At 72.5% G+C, this 14,255-nt stretch carries 16 protein-coding genes; 11 read left to right on the top strand and 5 right to left on the bottom strand.

Going from position 1 to position 14,255, the window contains the following annotated elements:
- Nucleotides 1-2,634 (bottom strand): CHAT domain-containing protein, encoded by a 2,634-nt coding sequence (locus Acor_RS45345; protein ID WP_155335458.1) that lies wholly within the window; start codon nt 2,632-2,634, stop codon nt 1-3.
- 134 nt (nt 2,635-2,768) lie between these two features.
- On the opposite strand from Acor_RS45345, the gene Acor_RS05655 reads away from it, so the two are divergent.
- Nucleotides 2,769-4,028 (top strand): S8 family peptidase, encoded by a 1,260-nt coding sequence (locus Acor_RS05655; RefSeq protein ID WP_155335459.1) that lies wholly within the window; start codon nt 2,769-2,771, stop codon nt 4,026-4,028.
- 152 nt (nt 4,029-4,180) lie between these two features.
- On the top strand, nt 4,181-4,666 hold the full coding sequence (locus Acor_RS05660; protein ID WP_155335460.1) for a hypothetical protein: 486 nt from the start codon (nt 4,181-4,183) through the stop codon (nt 4,664-4,666).
- Here the strand turns inward: Acor_RS05660 and Acor_RS05665 are convergent, their stop codons facing one another.
- Complete coding sequence (locus Acor_RS05665) at nt 4,667-6,211, bottom strand: dolichyl-phosphate-mannose--protein mannosyltransferase (RefSeq protein ID WP_155335461.1); 1,545 nt, start codon at nt 6,209-6,211, stop codon at nt 4,667-4,669. It lies immediately after the preceding gene.
- A 133-nt stretch (nt 6,212-6,344) separates the two neighbouring features.
- Here Acor_RS05665 and hisD point away from each other — a divergent pair, with 133 nt between their 5' ends.
- Genes hisD through hisF form a run of 8 tightly spaced genes read left to right on the top strand, consistent with a single transcriptional unit; the run spans nt 6,345 to nt 12,196 of the window.
- Nucleotides 6,345-7,649: a histidinol dehydrogenase gene (hisD, locus tag Acor_RS05670; RefSeq protein ID WP_155335462.1), complete on the top strand. Its 1,305-nt coding sequence runs from the start codon at nt 6,345-6,347 to the stop codon at nt 7,647-7,649.
- Entirely contained in the window at nt 7,646-8,719 is a 1,074-nt protein-coding gene (locus tag Acor_RS05675) for a histidinol-phosphate transaminase (RefSeq protein WP_155335463.1), read from the top strand. Before hisD ends, Acor_RS05675 begins: the two co-directional genes overlap by 4 nt.
- On the top strand, nt 8,716-9,309 hold the full coding sequence (gene hisB / locus Acor_RS05680) for an imidazoleglycerol-phosphate dehydratase HisB (protein ID WP_155335464.1): 594 nt from the start codon (nt 8,716-8,718) through the stop codon (nt 9,307-9,309). Before Acor_RS05675 ends, hisB begins: the two co-directional genes overlap by 4 nt.
- Nucleotides 9,306-9,941: an imidazole glycerol phosphate synthase subunit HisH gene (gene hisH / locus Acor_RS05685; protein WP_155335465.1), complete on the top strand. Its 636-nt coding sequence runs from the start codon at nt 9,306-9,308 to the stop codon at nt 9,939-9,941. Before hisB ends, hisH begins: the two co-directional genes overlap by 4 nt.
- An 18-nt stretch (nt 9,942-9,959) precedes the next feature.
- Nucleotides 9,960-10,310: a hypothetical protein gene (locus Acor_RS05690; protein WP_155335466.1), complete on the top strand. Its 351-nt coding sequence runs from the start codon at nt 9,960-9,962 to the stop codon at nt 10,308-10,310.
- Nucleotide 10,311: 1 nt separating this feature from the next.
- Nucleotides 10,312-11,046: a bifunctional 1-(5-phosphoribosyl)-5-((5-phosphoribosylamino)methylideneamino)imidazole-4-carboxamide isomerase/phosphoribosylanthranilate isomerase PriA gene (gene priA / locus Acor_RS05695; RefSeq protein ID WP_155335467.1), complete on the top strand. Its 735-nt coding sequence runs from the start codon at nt 10,312-10,314 to the stop codon at nt 11,044-11,046.
- Nucleotides 11,043-11,429: a RidA family protein gene (locus Acor_RS05700; protein ID WP_155335468.1), complete on the top strand. Its 387-nt coding sequence runs from the start codon at nt 11,043-11,045 to the stop codon at nt 11,427-11,429. Before priA ends, Acor_RS05700 begins: the two co-directional genes overlap by 4 nt.
- On the top strand, nt 11,426-12,196 hold the full coding sequence (gene hisF, locus Acor_RS05705) for an imidazole glycerol phosphate synthase subunit HisF (RefSeq protein ID WP_155335469.1): 771 nt from the start codon (nt 11,426-11,428) through the stop codon (nt 12,194-12,196). Before Acor_RS05700 ends, hisF begins: the two co-directional genes overlap by 4 nt.
- A gap of 3 nt (nt 12,197-12,199) precedes the next feature.
- Here the strand turns inward: hisF and Acor_RS05710 are convergent, their stop codons facing one another.
- The 3 genes from Acor_RS05710 to Acor_RS42000 all read right to left on the bottom strand — a co-directional run bounded on the left by Acor_RS05710 (nt 12,200) and on the right by Acor_RS42000 (nt 13,643).
- Nucleotides 12,200-12,841, bottom strand: a complete 642-nt coding sequence (locus Acor_RS05710; protein WP_155335470.1) for a GOLPH3/VPS74 family protein — start codon at nt 12,839-12,841, stop codon at nt 12,200-12,202.
- A 345-nt stretch (nt 12,842-13,186) separates the two neighbouring features.
- Nucleotides 13,187-13,348: a hypothetical protein gene (locus Acor_RS41995; RefSeq protein WP_170316799.1), complete on the bottom strand. Its 162-nt coding sequence runs from the start codon at nt 13,346-13,348 to the stop codon at nt 13,187-13,189.
- 127 nt (nt 13,349-13,475) lie between these two features.
- Nucleotides 13,476-13,643 (bottom strand): hypothetical protein, encoded by a 168-nt coding sequence (locus Acor_RS42000; RefSeq protein WP_170316800.1) that lies wholly within the window; start codon nt 13,641-13,643, stop codon nt 13,476-13,478.
- Nucleotides 13,644-13,855: 212 nt separating this feature from the next.
- On the opposite strand from Acor_RS42000, the gene Acor_RS05715 reads away from it, so the two are divergent.
- Nucleotides 13,856-14,095 (top strand): hypothetical protein, encoded by a 240-nt coding sequence (locus Acor_RS05715; RefSeq protein ID WP_155335471.1) that lies wholly within the window; start codon nt 13,856-13,858, stop codon nt 14,093-14,095.
- Nucleotides 14,096-14,255 lie beyond the last annotated feature (160 nt).

Below are 14,255 nucleotides of genomic sequence, written 5' to 3' on the forward strand. Positions count from 1 at the left end.
TCAGCCTAGTGTGGCCGAACCGGCGCCCAGGCAGACGAACCCGGCCGCCGCCACCCCCGCCACCCGCTCCTGGGCCAGCGCCAGCGCGGTCGCCGCGGATCGGCCCTCGGCCAGCAGGCCGTGCAGGGCGACCATCAGCGGGGTCGTCTGCGCGTCCGGCACCGGGACCAGGGAGGCGATGATGCAGCGGGTGCCCAGCGCCAGGAAGGTGGCGCTCAGGCCGAGCAGCTCGTCCCCGGCCCGCACCACCGACCTGCCGCTCTCGCAGGCGGCCAGGATGACCAGGCGCGGCGGCTCGGCCAGGCGTTCCAGGTCGTAGACGGTGAGCGGCCCGTCGGCCAGCCGGAGCGCGGAGAACAGCGGGTTGGTCAGGTTGACCCGGCCGTGCGCGGCCAGGTGCGCCAGCATGGCGCCGTCCAGCGCGGCCAGCGCCGCCTCGGCGGTGGCGTCCTCGCCGGCCAGGGGCTTGGTCCCGTACAGGGCGGCGACGGCGGCCGCCTCCTCGTGCGCGCCCGGCAGCCCGGGACCGGCGACCGCGGCCACATGCCCGCCGCCGGAGCGCCCGCTCGCAGTGTGCCACAGGCCCGCCGACGGCGCGACGCTGACCGCCCGGCCGGCGCAGGACGGCAGCACCGACCAGGGCAGGAACTGCAGCGGCCCGGTCGGGATCAGCACCAGCGGCCGGTCCCCGAGCTCGGCCGCCAGCGGGGCCAGCAGCAGCGCGTCCAGCCGGGCGGCGGCGTGCCGGACCATCTGCGCGGCGGCGGAAGGGCCGGCCGGGGCGGAAGGACCGGACGCGGTGGTGGAAGGGCCGGTCGGGGCGCCCTCGGCGCGGGCCAGCCGCCGCAGCGCGAACGGCACCCGCTCCACCAGGTCCCTGATCGGCGCCAGCGGGCCCAGGTCGTGCAGCCGGGTCCTGCCGCCGACCACCGTGACGGCGTGCAGCGCGCCGTCCAGCTGGACGTACTCGACCAGGGCCTGCTCGCCGAGCGCCTCGGCCAGCCGGGCCACCCGGGGCGGTCCCGCCGCGGGACCGGCAGCGCCGTGCCGCCGCCGGCTGTAGTCGCGGATCTCCCGTTCCAGCGCGGCCTGCCGCTGCGCGACCTTCGGGTTCCGGCTCGCCGCCAGGTCGCTCGCGGTGGCCCGCAGCTGGGCCAGCGCCCCCACCAGCCACGGGTCCTCGGGCGGGCGGGCCCGTTTCATCAGCAGGTGGCTGGCCCGGCCCTGCTCCGCCCAGGCCAGCACCCGGGCCGCCGAGCCGTGCGCGAAGGCCATCCGCAGCCCGAGCTCGGCCAGCTCGATCCGGAACCCGAAGGAGTAGGCGCGCAGGTCCGTCGCGCCCAGCGAGGCGCGGTGCTCGTCCAGGATCCGCAGCGCCGTCCTGATCGCCACGGCCGCGCCGGCCCGGTTGCCCGCCGACAGCCGCAGCAGCGCCGCCGCCTGCCAGGAGCGGACCCGGAGCAGGGCCGGGCCCCGGCCGCGCGCCCTGGTGGCCCGCGCCAGCAGCTCCCGCCCGCGCGCGCTCTGGCCCCGGCCCAGCGCCAGGCGGGCGCCCAGCAGGCGGGTCTCCACGCCCGCGGCGGTCCAGCCGGCCGCGTCCAGGTCGTCGGCGAGGGTCTCCAGCCGCCGTACCGGGATGCCGGGCCGGCCGGCGGCCAGCCGGGACCTGAGCACCACGAAGGAGGCCAGCACCCGCCACTCCGGGCGCTGCTGGGCGGCGAACTCGCGGACCGCGGTGCGGGCCGCGCGCAGCGCGCCCTCGTGGTCGCCGGCCATGGTGGCGGCGCGGGCCAGCAGCAGCCGCACCTCCGGCAGCAGGATGGCGCGGCGCAGCCGCTCCAGCTCGGCCACCGCCTCCTCGGCCGCCGCCCGCGCCTCCGCGACCAGGCCGACCGACAGCAGCAGCTCGGCCCGGTCGGTCAGCAGCCAGCCCAGCTGGTGGGTGCCCAGCGCGCGGAAGCGGGCCTCGGCCTGGTCGAAGTAGCGCAGCGCGGCCGGCACGTCGCCGCGCGAGCCGGTCATCCAGCCCCGGTTCATCCACACGATGGCCAGCGACATGTCCAGGCCGAGTTCCCGGCAGAGCGCCTCGGCCTCGCGGAAGTCGGTCTCGGCGGCGGTGAAATCCTGCTGGTAGCCGTGCATGATGCCGCGGTTGGACAGCACCCGCTGCAGCCACAGCTGGTCGCCGGCCCGGCGCAGCACCGGGATCGCGGCCCGGTAGCAGGCCAGCGCGTCGGCCCGCCGCCCCAGATGGTTGTAGACGGCGGCCCGCTGCGCCTCGGCCCTGGCCCTGAGCACCCCGTGCAGGCCGGGCAGCAGCTCCTCGATCTCCCGCAGCGCCTGCTGCGGACGGCCGCCCACGCTGGTCACGAAGGCCAGCCGGAGCCGGGCCTCGGCCGCCAGCTCCGCGGAGCCGGCCCGCTCGGCCAGCCGGATCGCCGCGTTCAGGTGCCGGCTGGCGGTCACCAGCTGGTTCAGGTGCACCGAGGCGATGCCCAGCGCGCGCCTGGCGGTCGACTCGGCCAGCGGGTCGCGGGCCGCGCGGGCCCGCCGGGCCAGGGCGGCGGCGAAGGCCATCGCCCGCTGGGGGTCGGCCTCGGCCAGCGCCAGGGCGTCGGGCGTGGTCGTCGTCATCCTCCGAATCTGCCGAGGCGGATTTTCTCCGGCGGGATCCCGCGGGAGATGTATCAAATCCGGGTCACTCGCCTCCGTCAATAGAGCAACATCCGGCAACCGGCCGCGTACCAACACTTTTCAGGAGCGAAGTCATGTCCCAGATACCCAGAAACGTCTACCGCGGCGCGATGGGCGCGTGGAGCCAGGACCAGATCGTCGTCGATCTCCGGCACGCCGAGCTGGTCCGCGAACGCCTGGTGAAGCTGGCCGGGCTGACCTGGCGCGAGGTGGCCGTGAGCCGGGCTCTGGACCTGGTCCTGGTCGACCTGCCCGGCCTGGCGGAGGCGGCCGGGCCGTTCCGCGCCGACGAGGAGCTGGCCAGGGCGGCCTGGGCGGACCGCCTGGCCGCGTTCGGCCCGGACAGCGTGGTGCCCGACCTGGACCTGGTGCTGTACGCGCTGCGCCGCAGCTTCGCCGACGAGTTCGAGGGCTGGGTCCCGACCTGGGGCAAACACCGCCTGATGGACGGCGTCGCCGGGTCGCCGTACACGGGCGGCGGCGAGGACCGGCCGACCCCGTGCCCGGCCGTCACGATTCCGCCGGTCACCGGGGCGGGCCTGCGGGTGGGCGTCCTCGACACCCGGCTGGCCGCGCACCCGGAGCTGGCCGGGCGCTACGAGGCGCCGCCGGAGGCCATCTTCGGCGGGCCCGAGCCCTACCCGTCGCTCGCCGGGCACAGCGCGTTCGTCTGCGGGTCCATCCTCCAGGAGGCGCCCAACGCCCGCCTCGTGGTCCGCGCGGTCCTGGACGACATGGGCGTCTCGGTCTCCTCCTGGGACGTCGCCGAGGCCATGATGAGCTTCCTCGGCAAGGTCGACATCCTCAACCTGTCGTTCGGCTGCGTCACCGCCGACCACTCCCCGCCGCTGGTCCTCACCCGGGCCGTGGAACGGCTGGCCGGCACCATGATCCTGGTCGCCGCGGCCGGCAACCACGGAGCCCGCCGGCCCCGCTCCGACCGGCCCAAGTTCGCCGACGTCACCGCCAGCACGCCGGTCTGGCCGGCCGCCTACGACGAGGTCATCGCGGTCGGCGCCACCCACGACGACATGATCGTGGAGAAGGCTCCGTTCAGCCCGAACCTGCCCTGGGTGGACGCCGCGGTCGACGGCGTGGACGTGGCCAGCACCTATTTCGCCGGCCGGGTGGAGATCCTCCGGCCGGACCTGGAGGGCGGGACCACCTCCCTGGGGCGCGCCTCGTTCGACTCCGGCTTCGCCCGGTGGAGCGGCACCTCCTTCGCGGCCGCCCGGTTCTCCGGCATGCTCGCCAGACGCGGCGAGGAGCCGGGGACCGACCTCAGGACCGTGGCCGCGCAGGTCGTCGCCGAGCACCGTCCGCCCACGAAGTGACTCGTGGCGGTGGCCGGGACTCGATCCCGGCCACCGCTCCGGGGCCGCCGGGAGGGGCGTCTCCATGTCAACTGTTCATTCTCCGATGCCGTGTGACGCGCCGGGTGAGACACCTGGTGCGTCCCGGGCCGGACGCGGGCAGGATGGGTGCCATGCGTGAGCACCCGCCCGCCGACGAGCCGTCCGACCAGTCCGACGACGTGCTCATGGCCGAACTGGCCGCCCTGTTCCAGGCCGTCGACGGCGTCCCCGCCGAGGTGCTGGAACTCGGCCGGGCCGTGTTCACCTGGCAGCACGTGGACGCCGAGCTGGCCGAGCTGACCTACGACTCCGGGCTCGGCCACGCCGCGCCAGGCGTGCTGGTGCGGGCCGAGGTGGCCGCGCTGCGCGACATCTCGTTCGAGAGCAGATCCGGCGTGCTGATCGAGATCGGGGTGACCGGCGACGCCCTGCAGGGCCAGCTGATCCCGCCCCGGCCGGGGGAGGTGCGGGTGGTGCTGGTGTCCGGCCGGGACGCCAGCGTGCCGGTCGACGAGGTCGGCGGCTTCACCATCCGGCCGATCCCGCTCGGCCGGTTCCGGCTGCACTTCCGCACCCCGGACGGGGTCAACGTGGTGACCAGCCCCATCTCGCTGTGATCAGACCCAGCTGCCGAACAGCATCCGCCGATACCACTCGGCGTGCGGGATGTTCTCGGCGGTCAGGATCGGATGCAGCCACCAGAAGTTGGCCAGCGCGAACAGGGTGAACACCCCGACGATCGCGGCCCCCACGGCGCGCCGGGACGGCGGCGCGTCGGCGGGGCCGATCAGCAGCCCGGCGGCCAGCACGATGGCCAGGATCAGGAAGGGCAGCATCGGCAGCGCGTAGAAGATGTACATGGTGCGGTTGTCGGCGAGGGCGAAGTAGAACCAGGGCAGCCAGCCGACCGCGTAGCCGAGCAGGACCGAGCCGGCCCGCCAGTCCCGGGTGGCGGTGTACCAGGCGATCATCGCGATCAGGGCGAGCAGGCCGCCGTACCAGATGACGGGGGTGCCGACGGCGAGCACGGCCTGGTTGCAGGAGGACACGTCGCAGCCGGGGGCCTGCTCGTTGAAGAACAGCACCGGGCGTTGCAGCAGCGGCCAGGACCAGGGCCAGGACTGGTAGTCGTGGGCCTTGCTGAGGCCGGTGTGGAAGTTCAGCGCCGCGTACTGGTAGTTGAACCAGGACCGGAAGGAGTCGATCACGAAGAAGACCGGGCCGTGCGCGGTGGCCTGGCTCCAGTTGCGGCCGTAGCCGCCCTCGGTGGCGAACCAGCCCGCGAACGACAGCACGTACATGACGCCGGGCAGCACGAACGTCCAGGCCGCCGTCAGCGGCAGATCCAGCCGGTACGCCCCCGCGAGCGGCCGGCGCAGCCCGACCGCCCGGCGCGCCCCCAGGTCCCAGACGAAGACCATGATCGTGAACGCCACGACGAAGAAGAGGCCGGTCCACTTGGTGGCCATCGCCGCCCCCAGGCAGAGCCCGGCGGCCAGCCGCCACGGCCGCCAGCCCAGCTTGGGGCCGTGTTCGTCCAGGCCGGACGACTCGTACCAGGCGACCAGGCGCTCCCGGGTTCGGTCCCGGTCGACGACCAGGCAGGCGAACGCGGCGATCAGCCAGAACGTCAGGAAGTTGTCCAGCAGCGCGGACCTGGACAGCACCAGGTGCAGGCCGTCGATGGCGAGCAGGAGCCCGGCCAGCGAGCCGAGCAGGGTGTTGCGGGTCATCCGGCGGGCGGTCCTGGCCAGGATCAGGATCGACAGGACGCCCAGCACGGCGGTCACGATCCGCCAGCCGTACGGGTTGACGCCGAAGATCAGCTCGCCCAGGGCGATCATCCACTTGCCGAGCGGTGGGTGCACCACGTAACTGGCGCAATCCGCGACGGCCGGACAGTGGGCGAACACTTCGCCACCGTTGAGTAGCGGGATGTCAGGCTTCTCCACCGACTTGCGCTCTACGCCAAATTTGAGCAGTGAAAGCGCTTCCTTGGCGTAGTACGTCTCGTCGAACATCACCGAGTGGGGTTTGCCAAGGTCACGTAGGCGGAGGAAAGCCCCGAACACGGTCACGAGTAGTGGCCCCGCCCACCCCCAGAGGACGCTGCCCTGGAATGGCGGTAAAAGGCGGTCGCGCGCCGTCGGTGATTCAGCCATTGGGTAATAGTATTGAGGTTCATGAGGTGAATTAACCCTCTATGCGCTATCTGGGTGATCATCTGGCCCGGGGCGACATGTCCGAATCGTGGACAGAACCGGATTACGGCCTGCCCGTCCGTAGACTGGGCGGGTGATTTCCCGTATCGACCTGCGCGGCCCGCTGCCCCGGGACCTGCGCGACGTGCTGCCCCGCGCCGACCTTGACGTGGAAGCCGCCCTGGAGAAGGTGCGGCCGATCTGTGAGGACGTGCGCCATCGGGGCGCGGCAGCCGTACGGGAGCTGACCGCGCGATTCGACGGCGTCGACCTCCCCACCGCCCGGGTGCCCGCCGAGGCCGCCCAGGCCGCCTTGGCCGGGCTGGACCCGCAGGTCAGGGCAGCACTGGAGGAGGCCATCCGGCGCACCCGCCTGGTCCACGGGGACCAGCGCCGCACCGACGTCACCACCACCGTGGTCCCCGGCGGCACCGTCACGGAACGCTGGGTTCCGGTCGACCGGGTCGGTCTGTACGCGCCGGGCGGCCTGGCCGTCTACCCGTCCAGCGTGATCATGAACGTGGTCCCCGCCCAGGAGGCCGGCGTCGAGTCGATGGCCGTGGCCTCGCCGCCGCAGGCCGACGGGCTGCCGCACCCCACCATCCTGGCCGCCTGCGCCCTACTCGGCGTCGAGGAGGTCTACGCGGTGGGCGGCGCCCAGGCGGTCGCCATGTTCGCCTACGGCACCGCCGACTGCGCTCCCGTCAGCATGGTCACCGGCCCCGGCAACGTCTGGGTCGCCGCCGCCAAACGCCTGCTCAAGGGCCGGATCGGGATCGACGCCGAAGCCGGCCCCACCGAGATCGCGGTGCTTGCCGACGCGACCGCCGACCCGGTGCACGTGGCCGCCGACCTGATCAGCCAGGCCGAGCACGACCCGCTGGCCGCCGCCGTCCTGGTCACCGACTCCGAGGACCTGGCCGAGGCGGTGGAGAAGGAGATCTCCACCCAGGTCGCGGCCACCAGGCACACCGAGCGCATCTCGGCCGCGCTGGCCGGCCGCCAGTCCGGCATCGTGCTGGTCTCCTCGATCGAGGACGGCCTCCGGGTGGTGGACGCCTACGCGGCCGAGCACCTGGAGATCCAGACCGCCGACGCCGCCGCCGTGGCGGCCCGGGTGCGCAACGCCGGAGCCGTCTTCGTGGGCGCGTTCGCGCCCGTCTCGCTGGGCGACTACCTGGCCGGCTCCAACCACGTGCTGCCCACCGGCGGGTGCGCGTGCCACTCCTCCGGCCTGTCCGTCCAGACCTTCCTGCGCGGCGTGCACGTGATCGACTACACCCGGGCGGCGCTCGCCGAAGCCGCCCCGCTCGTGTGCGCCCTCGCCGACGCCGAGGACCTGCCCGGCCACGGCGCCGCCATCCGTGCCCGCTTCGACTGGGAGATCCCCGCCCCGTGACCACTCTTGACGATCTGCCCATCCGGGACGACCTGCGGGGCAAGCAGCCGTACGGCGCGCCGCAGCTCAACGTGGCCGTGCGGCTCAACACCAACGAGAACCCGCACCCGCCGTCGGCGGCGCTGATCGCGGATCTGGCCGAGGCGATCAGGCGCGGCGCGGCCACGCTCAACCGCTACCCGGACCGGGACGCCGTCGAGCTGCGCAAGGACCTGGCCGACTATCTGGGCCACGGGCTGACCGGCCGGCAGCTGTGGGCGGCCAACGGCTCCAACGAGATCCTGCAGCAGGTGCTCCAGGCGTTCGGCGGGCCCGGCCGCTCCGCGATCGGGTTCGAGCCGTCCTACTCGATGCACCCGATCATCGCGGCCGGCGCCAGCACCCGCTGGATCGAGGGCGGGCGCGAGCAGGACTTCTCGCTGGACCCCGGCCGGGCGGTCGCGCTGATCGAGGAGCACCGCCCCGACGTGGTCTTCCTGACCTCGCCGAACAACCCGACCGGGACCGCGCTGCCGCTGGAGGTGATCCGGCGGGTGCTGGCCGCCGCGCCCGGCATGGTGGTGGTGGACGAGGCGTACGCGGAGTTCGCCAGGGCCGGCACCCCGTCGGCGCTGACCCTGCTGCCCGGACACCCCCGGCTGATCGTGTCCAGGACCATGTCCAAGGCGTTCGCGCTGGCCGGGGCCCGGGTCGGGTATCTGGCCGCCGACCCGGCCGTGGTGGACGCGATGCTGCTGGTCCGGCTGCCGTACCACCTGTCCACGCTGACCCAGGCCGCCGCCCGGGTCGCGCTGGCCCACCGCGACGAGCTGCTCGGCACGGTCGACGCGCTGCGCGCCGAGCGGGACGCCACCGTGGCCTGGCTACGGAAACGTGGCCTTACGGTCGCAGATAGTGACTCTAATTTCGTGCTATTCGGTATGTTCCCGGATCGGCACGCGGTGTGGGAGGGGATTCTCGACCGCGGGGTCCTCATCCGGGAGACCGGGCCGGACGGATGGCTGCGCGTTTCCATCGGCACAAGTGATGAGATGGCGGCCTTCCGCGCCGCGCTGGAAGGGGTTCTCTGATGAGAGTCGGTCGGATCGAGCGCGCCACCAAGGAGACCTCGGTCCTGGTCGAGGTCAACCTCGACGGGACCGGCGAGGTCGAGGTGTCCACCGGGGTCGGCTTCTACGACCACATGCTCGCCCAGCTCGGCAAACACGGCCTGTTCGACCTGACCGTGAAGACCCAGGGCGACCTGCACATCGACTCGCACCACACGATCGAGGACACCGCCATCGCGCTGGGCGCGGCGTTCCGCCAGGCGCTGGGCGACAAGTCGGGCATCCGGCGGTTCGGTAACGCGTCCTGCCCGCTGGACGAGGCGCTGGCCGAGGTCACCGTGGACCTGTCCGGGCGGCCGTACCTGGTGCACAGCGAGCCGGACGGCATGGCGCCGATGATCGGGCCCGACTACGACACCACGCTGACCCGGCACATCCTGGAGTCGTTCGTGGCCCAGGCGGCGATCTGCCTGCACGTGCGGGTGCCGTACGGGCGCAACGCGCACCACATCGTGGAGGCGCAGTTCAAGGCGCTGGCCCGGGCCCTGCGCGCGGCGTCGGAGCCTGACCCGAGGTCGGTCGGCGTGCCGAGCACCAAGGGCGTGCTGTGACCAGGCGCGTCGTCGTCCTGGACTACGGCTCGGGCAACCTGCGCTCGGCCGAGCGGGCGCTGGCCAGGACCGGCGCCGAGGTCACCGTGACCGCCGACTACGAGGCCGCGCTGGAGTGCGACGGCCTGGTGGTGCCCGGCGTCGGCGCGTTCGCCGCCTGCATGGCCGGGCTCAAGGAGGTGCGCGGGGACCGGATCGTCGGCCGCCGCCTCGCGGCCGGGCGGCCGGTGCTGGGCATCTGCGTCGGCATGCAGATCCTGTTCGAGAAGGGCGTCGAGCACGGCGTGCACACCGAGGGCTGCGGCGAGTGGCCCGGCACGGTGGAGCGCCTGGACGCGCCGGTGCTGCCGCACATGGGCTGGAACACCGTCGCCGCCCCCGCCGAGTCGGTGCTGTTCCGCGGCCTGGACGCGGACACCCGGTTCTACTTCGTGCACTCCTACGGGGTCAGGCACTGGGAGCTCCAGGCCGGGCCCGGCTTCACCCAGCCGCTGGTGACCTGGGCGGAGCACGGCGTACCCTTCGTCGCGGCGGTGGAGAACGGGCCGCTGATGGCCACCCAGTTCCATCCGGAGAAATCCGGCGACGCGGGCGCGACGCTGCTGGCGAACTGGCTCGCCACCCTGCGATGAGCCTGTGATGATCATTCCATGAGCAAGGAACGAGCCAGGCGGCGAGCCGCCCGTGACGCGGAGCGGGAGAAACTGGCCGCCGAGCGGGCCAGGCGCGAGGCCCGCGCCGCCCGGCGCAGGGAACTGCGCGGCCGGCTCACCGCCGTGCTGGCCAAGCCACTGCCCAAGCCGGTACGGGTGGCCAGGCAAGGTGGCTACCTGGCGCGACGGCGGCGCACCCAGAACGCTGTGATGGCGGTTCTGTGGTTCCTGATCCAGGCCCTGGCCTGGGTCCTCCTCGACACCTGGATGGCCAGGCTCGCCGTCTTCGGGGTGTCGATCCTGCTGATCCCGGTGCTCGTCACCGTCTTCTTCGACCGGAGGTCGTGAAATGTCTGAAACCGGGTCGCTGGTGTTGCTACCCGCCGTGGACGTGGCGGACGGACAGGCCGTCCGCCTGGTGCAGGGCGAGGCGGGGTCGGAGACCTCGTACGGCGACCCGCTCGCCGCCGCGCTCGCCTGGCAGCGGGCCGGGGCCGAGTGGATCCACCTGGTGGATCTGGACGCCGCCTTCGGCCGGGGCGCCAACCGGGAGCTGCTGGCCGAGGTGGTCGGCAAGCTCGACGTCCAGGTGGAGCTGTCCGGCGGCATCCGCGACGACGCCTCGCTGGCGGCGGCGCTGGCCACCGGCTGCCGCCGGGTCAACATCGGCACGGCCGCGCTGGAGGACCCGGCCTGGTGCGCCAAGATCATCGCGACCCACGGCGACCGGATCGCGGTCGGCCTGGACGTGCGCGGCACCACGCTGGCCGCCCGCGGCTGGACCGAGGAGGGCGGCGACCTGTGGGAGGTGCTGGACCGGCTGGAGGCCGACGGCTGCCCCCGCTACGTGGTCACCGACGTCACCAAGGACGGCACGCTCCGCGGCCCCAACCTGGACCTGCTGCGCGAGGTGTGCGCCAGGACCGACCGGCCGGTGATCGCCAGCGGCGGCGTCTCGTCGCTGGCCGACCTGGAGGCGCTGGCCACCCTGGTCCCGCTGGGCGTCGAGGGCGCCATCGTCGGCAAGGCCCTGTACGCCGGGCAGTTCACCCTGGAGTCGGCGCTCGCGGCGGTGCGCGCATGATCCCCGCGACCCGGATCGCCTCCGGCGGCCCCTGGGAGGACCGCTACGGCTACTCCCGCGCCGTGATCGCCGGCCCGCACGTCCTGGTCTCCGGCTGCACCGCCGTGGTGGGCGGCGAGGTCCAGCACGTCGGCGACGCATACAACCAGACCATCACCGCCTTCGGGGTGGCCCTGGACGCTCTGGTGAAGGCCGGGGCCAGCCTGGACGACGTGGTCCGCACCCGGATGTACGTGGTCGACAAGGCCGACTTCGACGCGGCCGGCGACGCGCACGGGCACCTGTTCGGCGAGGTACGCCCGGCCTGCACCAGTGTCCAGGTGGCCGGTCTGGTCGACCCGAGGATGCTGGTCGAGGTCGAAGTCGAGGCGTACCGGCCATGACGGTCGCGGTGCGGGTGATCCCCTGCCTGGACGTGGACGCCGGCCGGGTGGTCAAGGGCGTCAACTTCGAGAACCTCAGGGACGCGGGCGACCCGGTGGAGCTGGCCCGCCGCTACGACGCGGAAGGCGCCGATGAACTGACATTTCTGGACATCACCGCGTCGAGTGGGGATCGTTCGACCATGTATGACGTGGTCCGCAGGACCGCCGAGCAGGTCTTCATCCCGCTGACCGTGGGCGGCGGCGTGCGCGCGGTCGAGGACGTGGACCGCCTGCTCCGGGCCGGCGCCGACAAGGTGGGCATCAACACGGCCGCGATCACCCGCCCCGAACTGCTGCGCGAGGCGTCGTGGCGGTTCGGCGCGCAGTGCGTCGTGCTGTCGGTGGACGCCCGCAGGGTGGTGGAGGGACCGCCCACCCCGAGCGGCTTCGAGGTGACCACGCACGGCGGGCGGCGCGGCACCGGCATCGACGCGGTCGAGTGGGCGGCGCGCGGCCAGGAGCTGGGCGTCGGCGAGATCCTGCTCAACTCGATGGACGGCGACGGCACCAAGGACGGCTACGACATCGAGATGATCGAAGCCGTCCGGGCGGTGGTCACCGTCCCGGTGATCGCCTCTGGCGGCGCGGGCCGGCTGGCCGACTTCCCGCCCGCGGTCAAGGCGGGCGCGGACGCGGTGCTGGCGGCCAGCGTCTTCCACTTCGGCGAACTCAAGATCGGCGACGTGAAGGAGACGCTGCGGGCCGCGGGGTGCCCGGTCCGGTGAGCGTCACCTTCTGCTGATGACGGCGTCGCCGCAGGCGGCCTCGGTCTGGGCGATCAGCTGCTGCAGCGTCTCCGGCAGGGCGGCGATGGACTCGCGCAGGTAGCGCGGGTTCTGGTCCCAGAGCACCAGCTGCCCGCCGCCGGTGGCGACCACCAGCCCGAACAGCACGGCGTCCTGCATCCGGAGCGGCTGGCGGCGCTCGATGGCCAGGTTCAGGCGGCCGACCGGCCAGGCGGCCGTGTTGGCCGCCACCGGCGCCTGGAGCTGTTTGGCCAGCAGCCGCCGTCCCGGCGGGCGGAGCAGCCCGGCCTCGGTCATCCGGGCGGCGATGTCGGCGTGCGCCGTACGGGCCAGGAAGAGCAGCCAGGTGCCGAGCGGGTGGGTCGGCTCGGCCTGGATATGGTTCAGCGCGAACTGGGTCGGCGCGTCGCCGGTCGGGCCCGCCTCGACCACGGCGAGCTGGACCTGCCCCGGCACCAGGCGCACTGTGACGCGCCCGGCGAGCATCAGCTCGCCGAGGATGGCGGCGGCCAGTCCGAGACCGGTCAGCCGGGGATGGAGCCGTCCTCGCCCACTGACGTCGTCGTGCATGACGAAATACAGATCGTCGGCCAGACGCGCTGCTGGAAGATCACCTTCAGCCACGTTCGGTGATGTTATCGGCGAATTGTTAAATCTGTCATTACGGCTATGGAGTTCGTTCGCGGGAATTTCCGCGACATCCCCACTGGGACCCGTGGAATAAATGCGTTTTCAGTGACTTTTGTGCACTAAGTCGGATTCTGTACGTGTGGTGGTCAAGTGACGCTCTGTAGTGGATACTGGGGGGGAGTCGCCTGACATGGTGTCAGGTGATCGAGCCTGGGCACGCTGACGGCGTGCGCAGGCCGACCCCTCGACCACAACCGTCATGTCCGGGCGGAATTGGCGCGCTCCCCGGACCGAGCCGCAAAAATCAGGCCCGTGAGCGGACTCACGGGCCGGGTCAGATCACCCTAGAACCTGCGTGAAGAAAGTCGCCAACTGCGTGGCGCCTGTGTTGACACCGTCGAACACACCTCTCACGGCCGCAGCTGCGGCAGACGGCTGCGTGTAGAGGTAGAAGACCACGAACGCGATACCCGCATACGTGAGCACCTTCTTGACCTGCATCAGGGGGCCTCCTGCGGTCAGTTTCCCGCTGCTATGTACCCGGCAACCCGAATGATCATAACTAGCCGGGAAGAGAGGAGGACCTTCCGCCCCCTAATCCGTCAAGAATTGGCCGCCCCGCGGCCCGCTACGAGCCCGCGAACAGGGAGTTGAAGAACTGCGCCAGCGCGCCCGCGCCGGTGCCGATGCCGTCCATCACCCCACGTACGGCGTTCGCGGCGCCGGTCGGCTGGGTGAACAAATAGAAGACCACGAACGCGACGATCGCGTAGGTCACCAGCTGCTTGACTTTCATGGAGGGGCTCCAACCGTGATGCGCTGCTCTCACTCTGCCCCATTTCGGGCGGAACTGTAGGGCATTTGCGGAGATCTTCAAGGCCCGGAACTCGTCCGCGCCGACGGAAATATCGCCGGATCCCATCACAGGATGAGATCTCTCCGGCCCGGCTGCCCCAGGGTTGCCCGGATGAACCATTCATCATCGGCCGTCGAGGAGTGAACCCGCGGATGGACCCCAGCGTGGACGATTCCCCCGCTCGTCTCGCCGCCGCCCTCCGGGTGGTGCTGGCCTGCCGCCCCGGCGCGGTGGAGGCGGTGAGCCTGGCCCGCAAGCTCAAGGAGTTCGTGGTCGAACTGACCGTCGAGATCCACACCCTGCCGGACCCGGCGGCCCGCGCGGCACTGCGCCGGCTGCGCGCCGAGGTGGAGCAGATCGCCGACGAGCTGGACGCCATCTCTGGCACTTAGCGCCCCGGGCAATCCGATCGGCGGCCGACCGGGCTGGCCGTGGCCAGCGGATCGAACTCCAGTCGATCACGTGCCGCATGATCGTATGCTGGCCTCGCGCACCACGTACACATGGATCCAGCGGCGCGCGGAGGTTACCCTGCTTGGCTTCGACCTGGAG

This window comes from Acrocarpospora corrugata, from assembly GCF_009687845.1.
GTDB classification, from domain to species: Bacteria; Actinomycetota; Actinomycetes; order Streptosporangiales; family Streptosporangiaceae; genus Acrocarpospora; species Acrocarpospora corrugata.

Bases quoted from the DNA above. Each gene is read 5' to 3' on its own strand.
- Acor_RS45345 (WP_155335458.1), bottom strand. From the start codon at position 2,634: ATGACGACGACCACGCCCGACGCCCTGGCGCTGGCCGAGGCCGACCCC.
- Acor_RS05655 (WP_155335459.1), top strand. From the start codon at position 2,769: ATGTCCCAGATACCCAGAAACGTCTACCGCGGCGCGATGGGCGCGTGG.
- Acor_RS05660 (WP_155335460.1), top strand. From the start codon at position 4,181: ATGCGTGAGCACCCGCCCGCCGACGAGCCGTCCGACCAGTCCGACGAC.
- Acor_RS05665 (WP_155335461.1), bottom strand. From the start codon at position 6,211: ATGGCTGAATCACCGACGGCGCGCGACCGCCTTTTACCGCCATTCCAG.
- Acor_RS05690 (WP_155335466.1), top strand. From the start codon at position 9,960: ATGAGCAAGGAACGAGCCAGGCGGCGAGCCGCCCGTGACGCGGAGCGG.
- priA (WP_155335467.1), top strand. From the start codon at position 10,312: ATGTCTGAAACCGGGTCGCTGGTGTTGCTACCCGCCGTGGACGTGGCG.
- Acor_RS05700 (WP_155335468.1), top strand. From the start codon at position 11,043: ATGATCCCCGCGACCCGGATCGCCTCCGGCGGCCCCTGGGAGGACCGC.
- hisF (WP_155335469.1), top strand. From the start codon at position 11,426: ATGACGGTCGCGGTGCGGGTGATCCCCTGCCTGGACGTGGACGCCGGC.
- Acor_RS41995 (WP_170316799.1), bottom strand. From the start codon at position 13,348: ATGCAGGTCAAGAAGGTGCTCACGTATGCGGGTATCGCGTTCGTGGTC.
- Acor_RS42000 (WP_170316800.1), bottom strand. From the start codon at position 13,643: ATGAAAGTCAAGCAGCTGGTGACCTACGCGATCGTCGCGTTCGTGGTC.
- Acor_RS05715 (WP_155335471.1), top strand. From the start codon at position 13,856: ATGGACCCCAGCGTGGACGATTCCCCCGCTCGTCTCGCCGCCGCCCTC.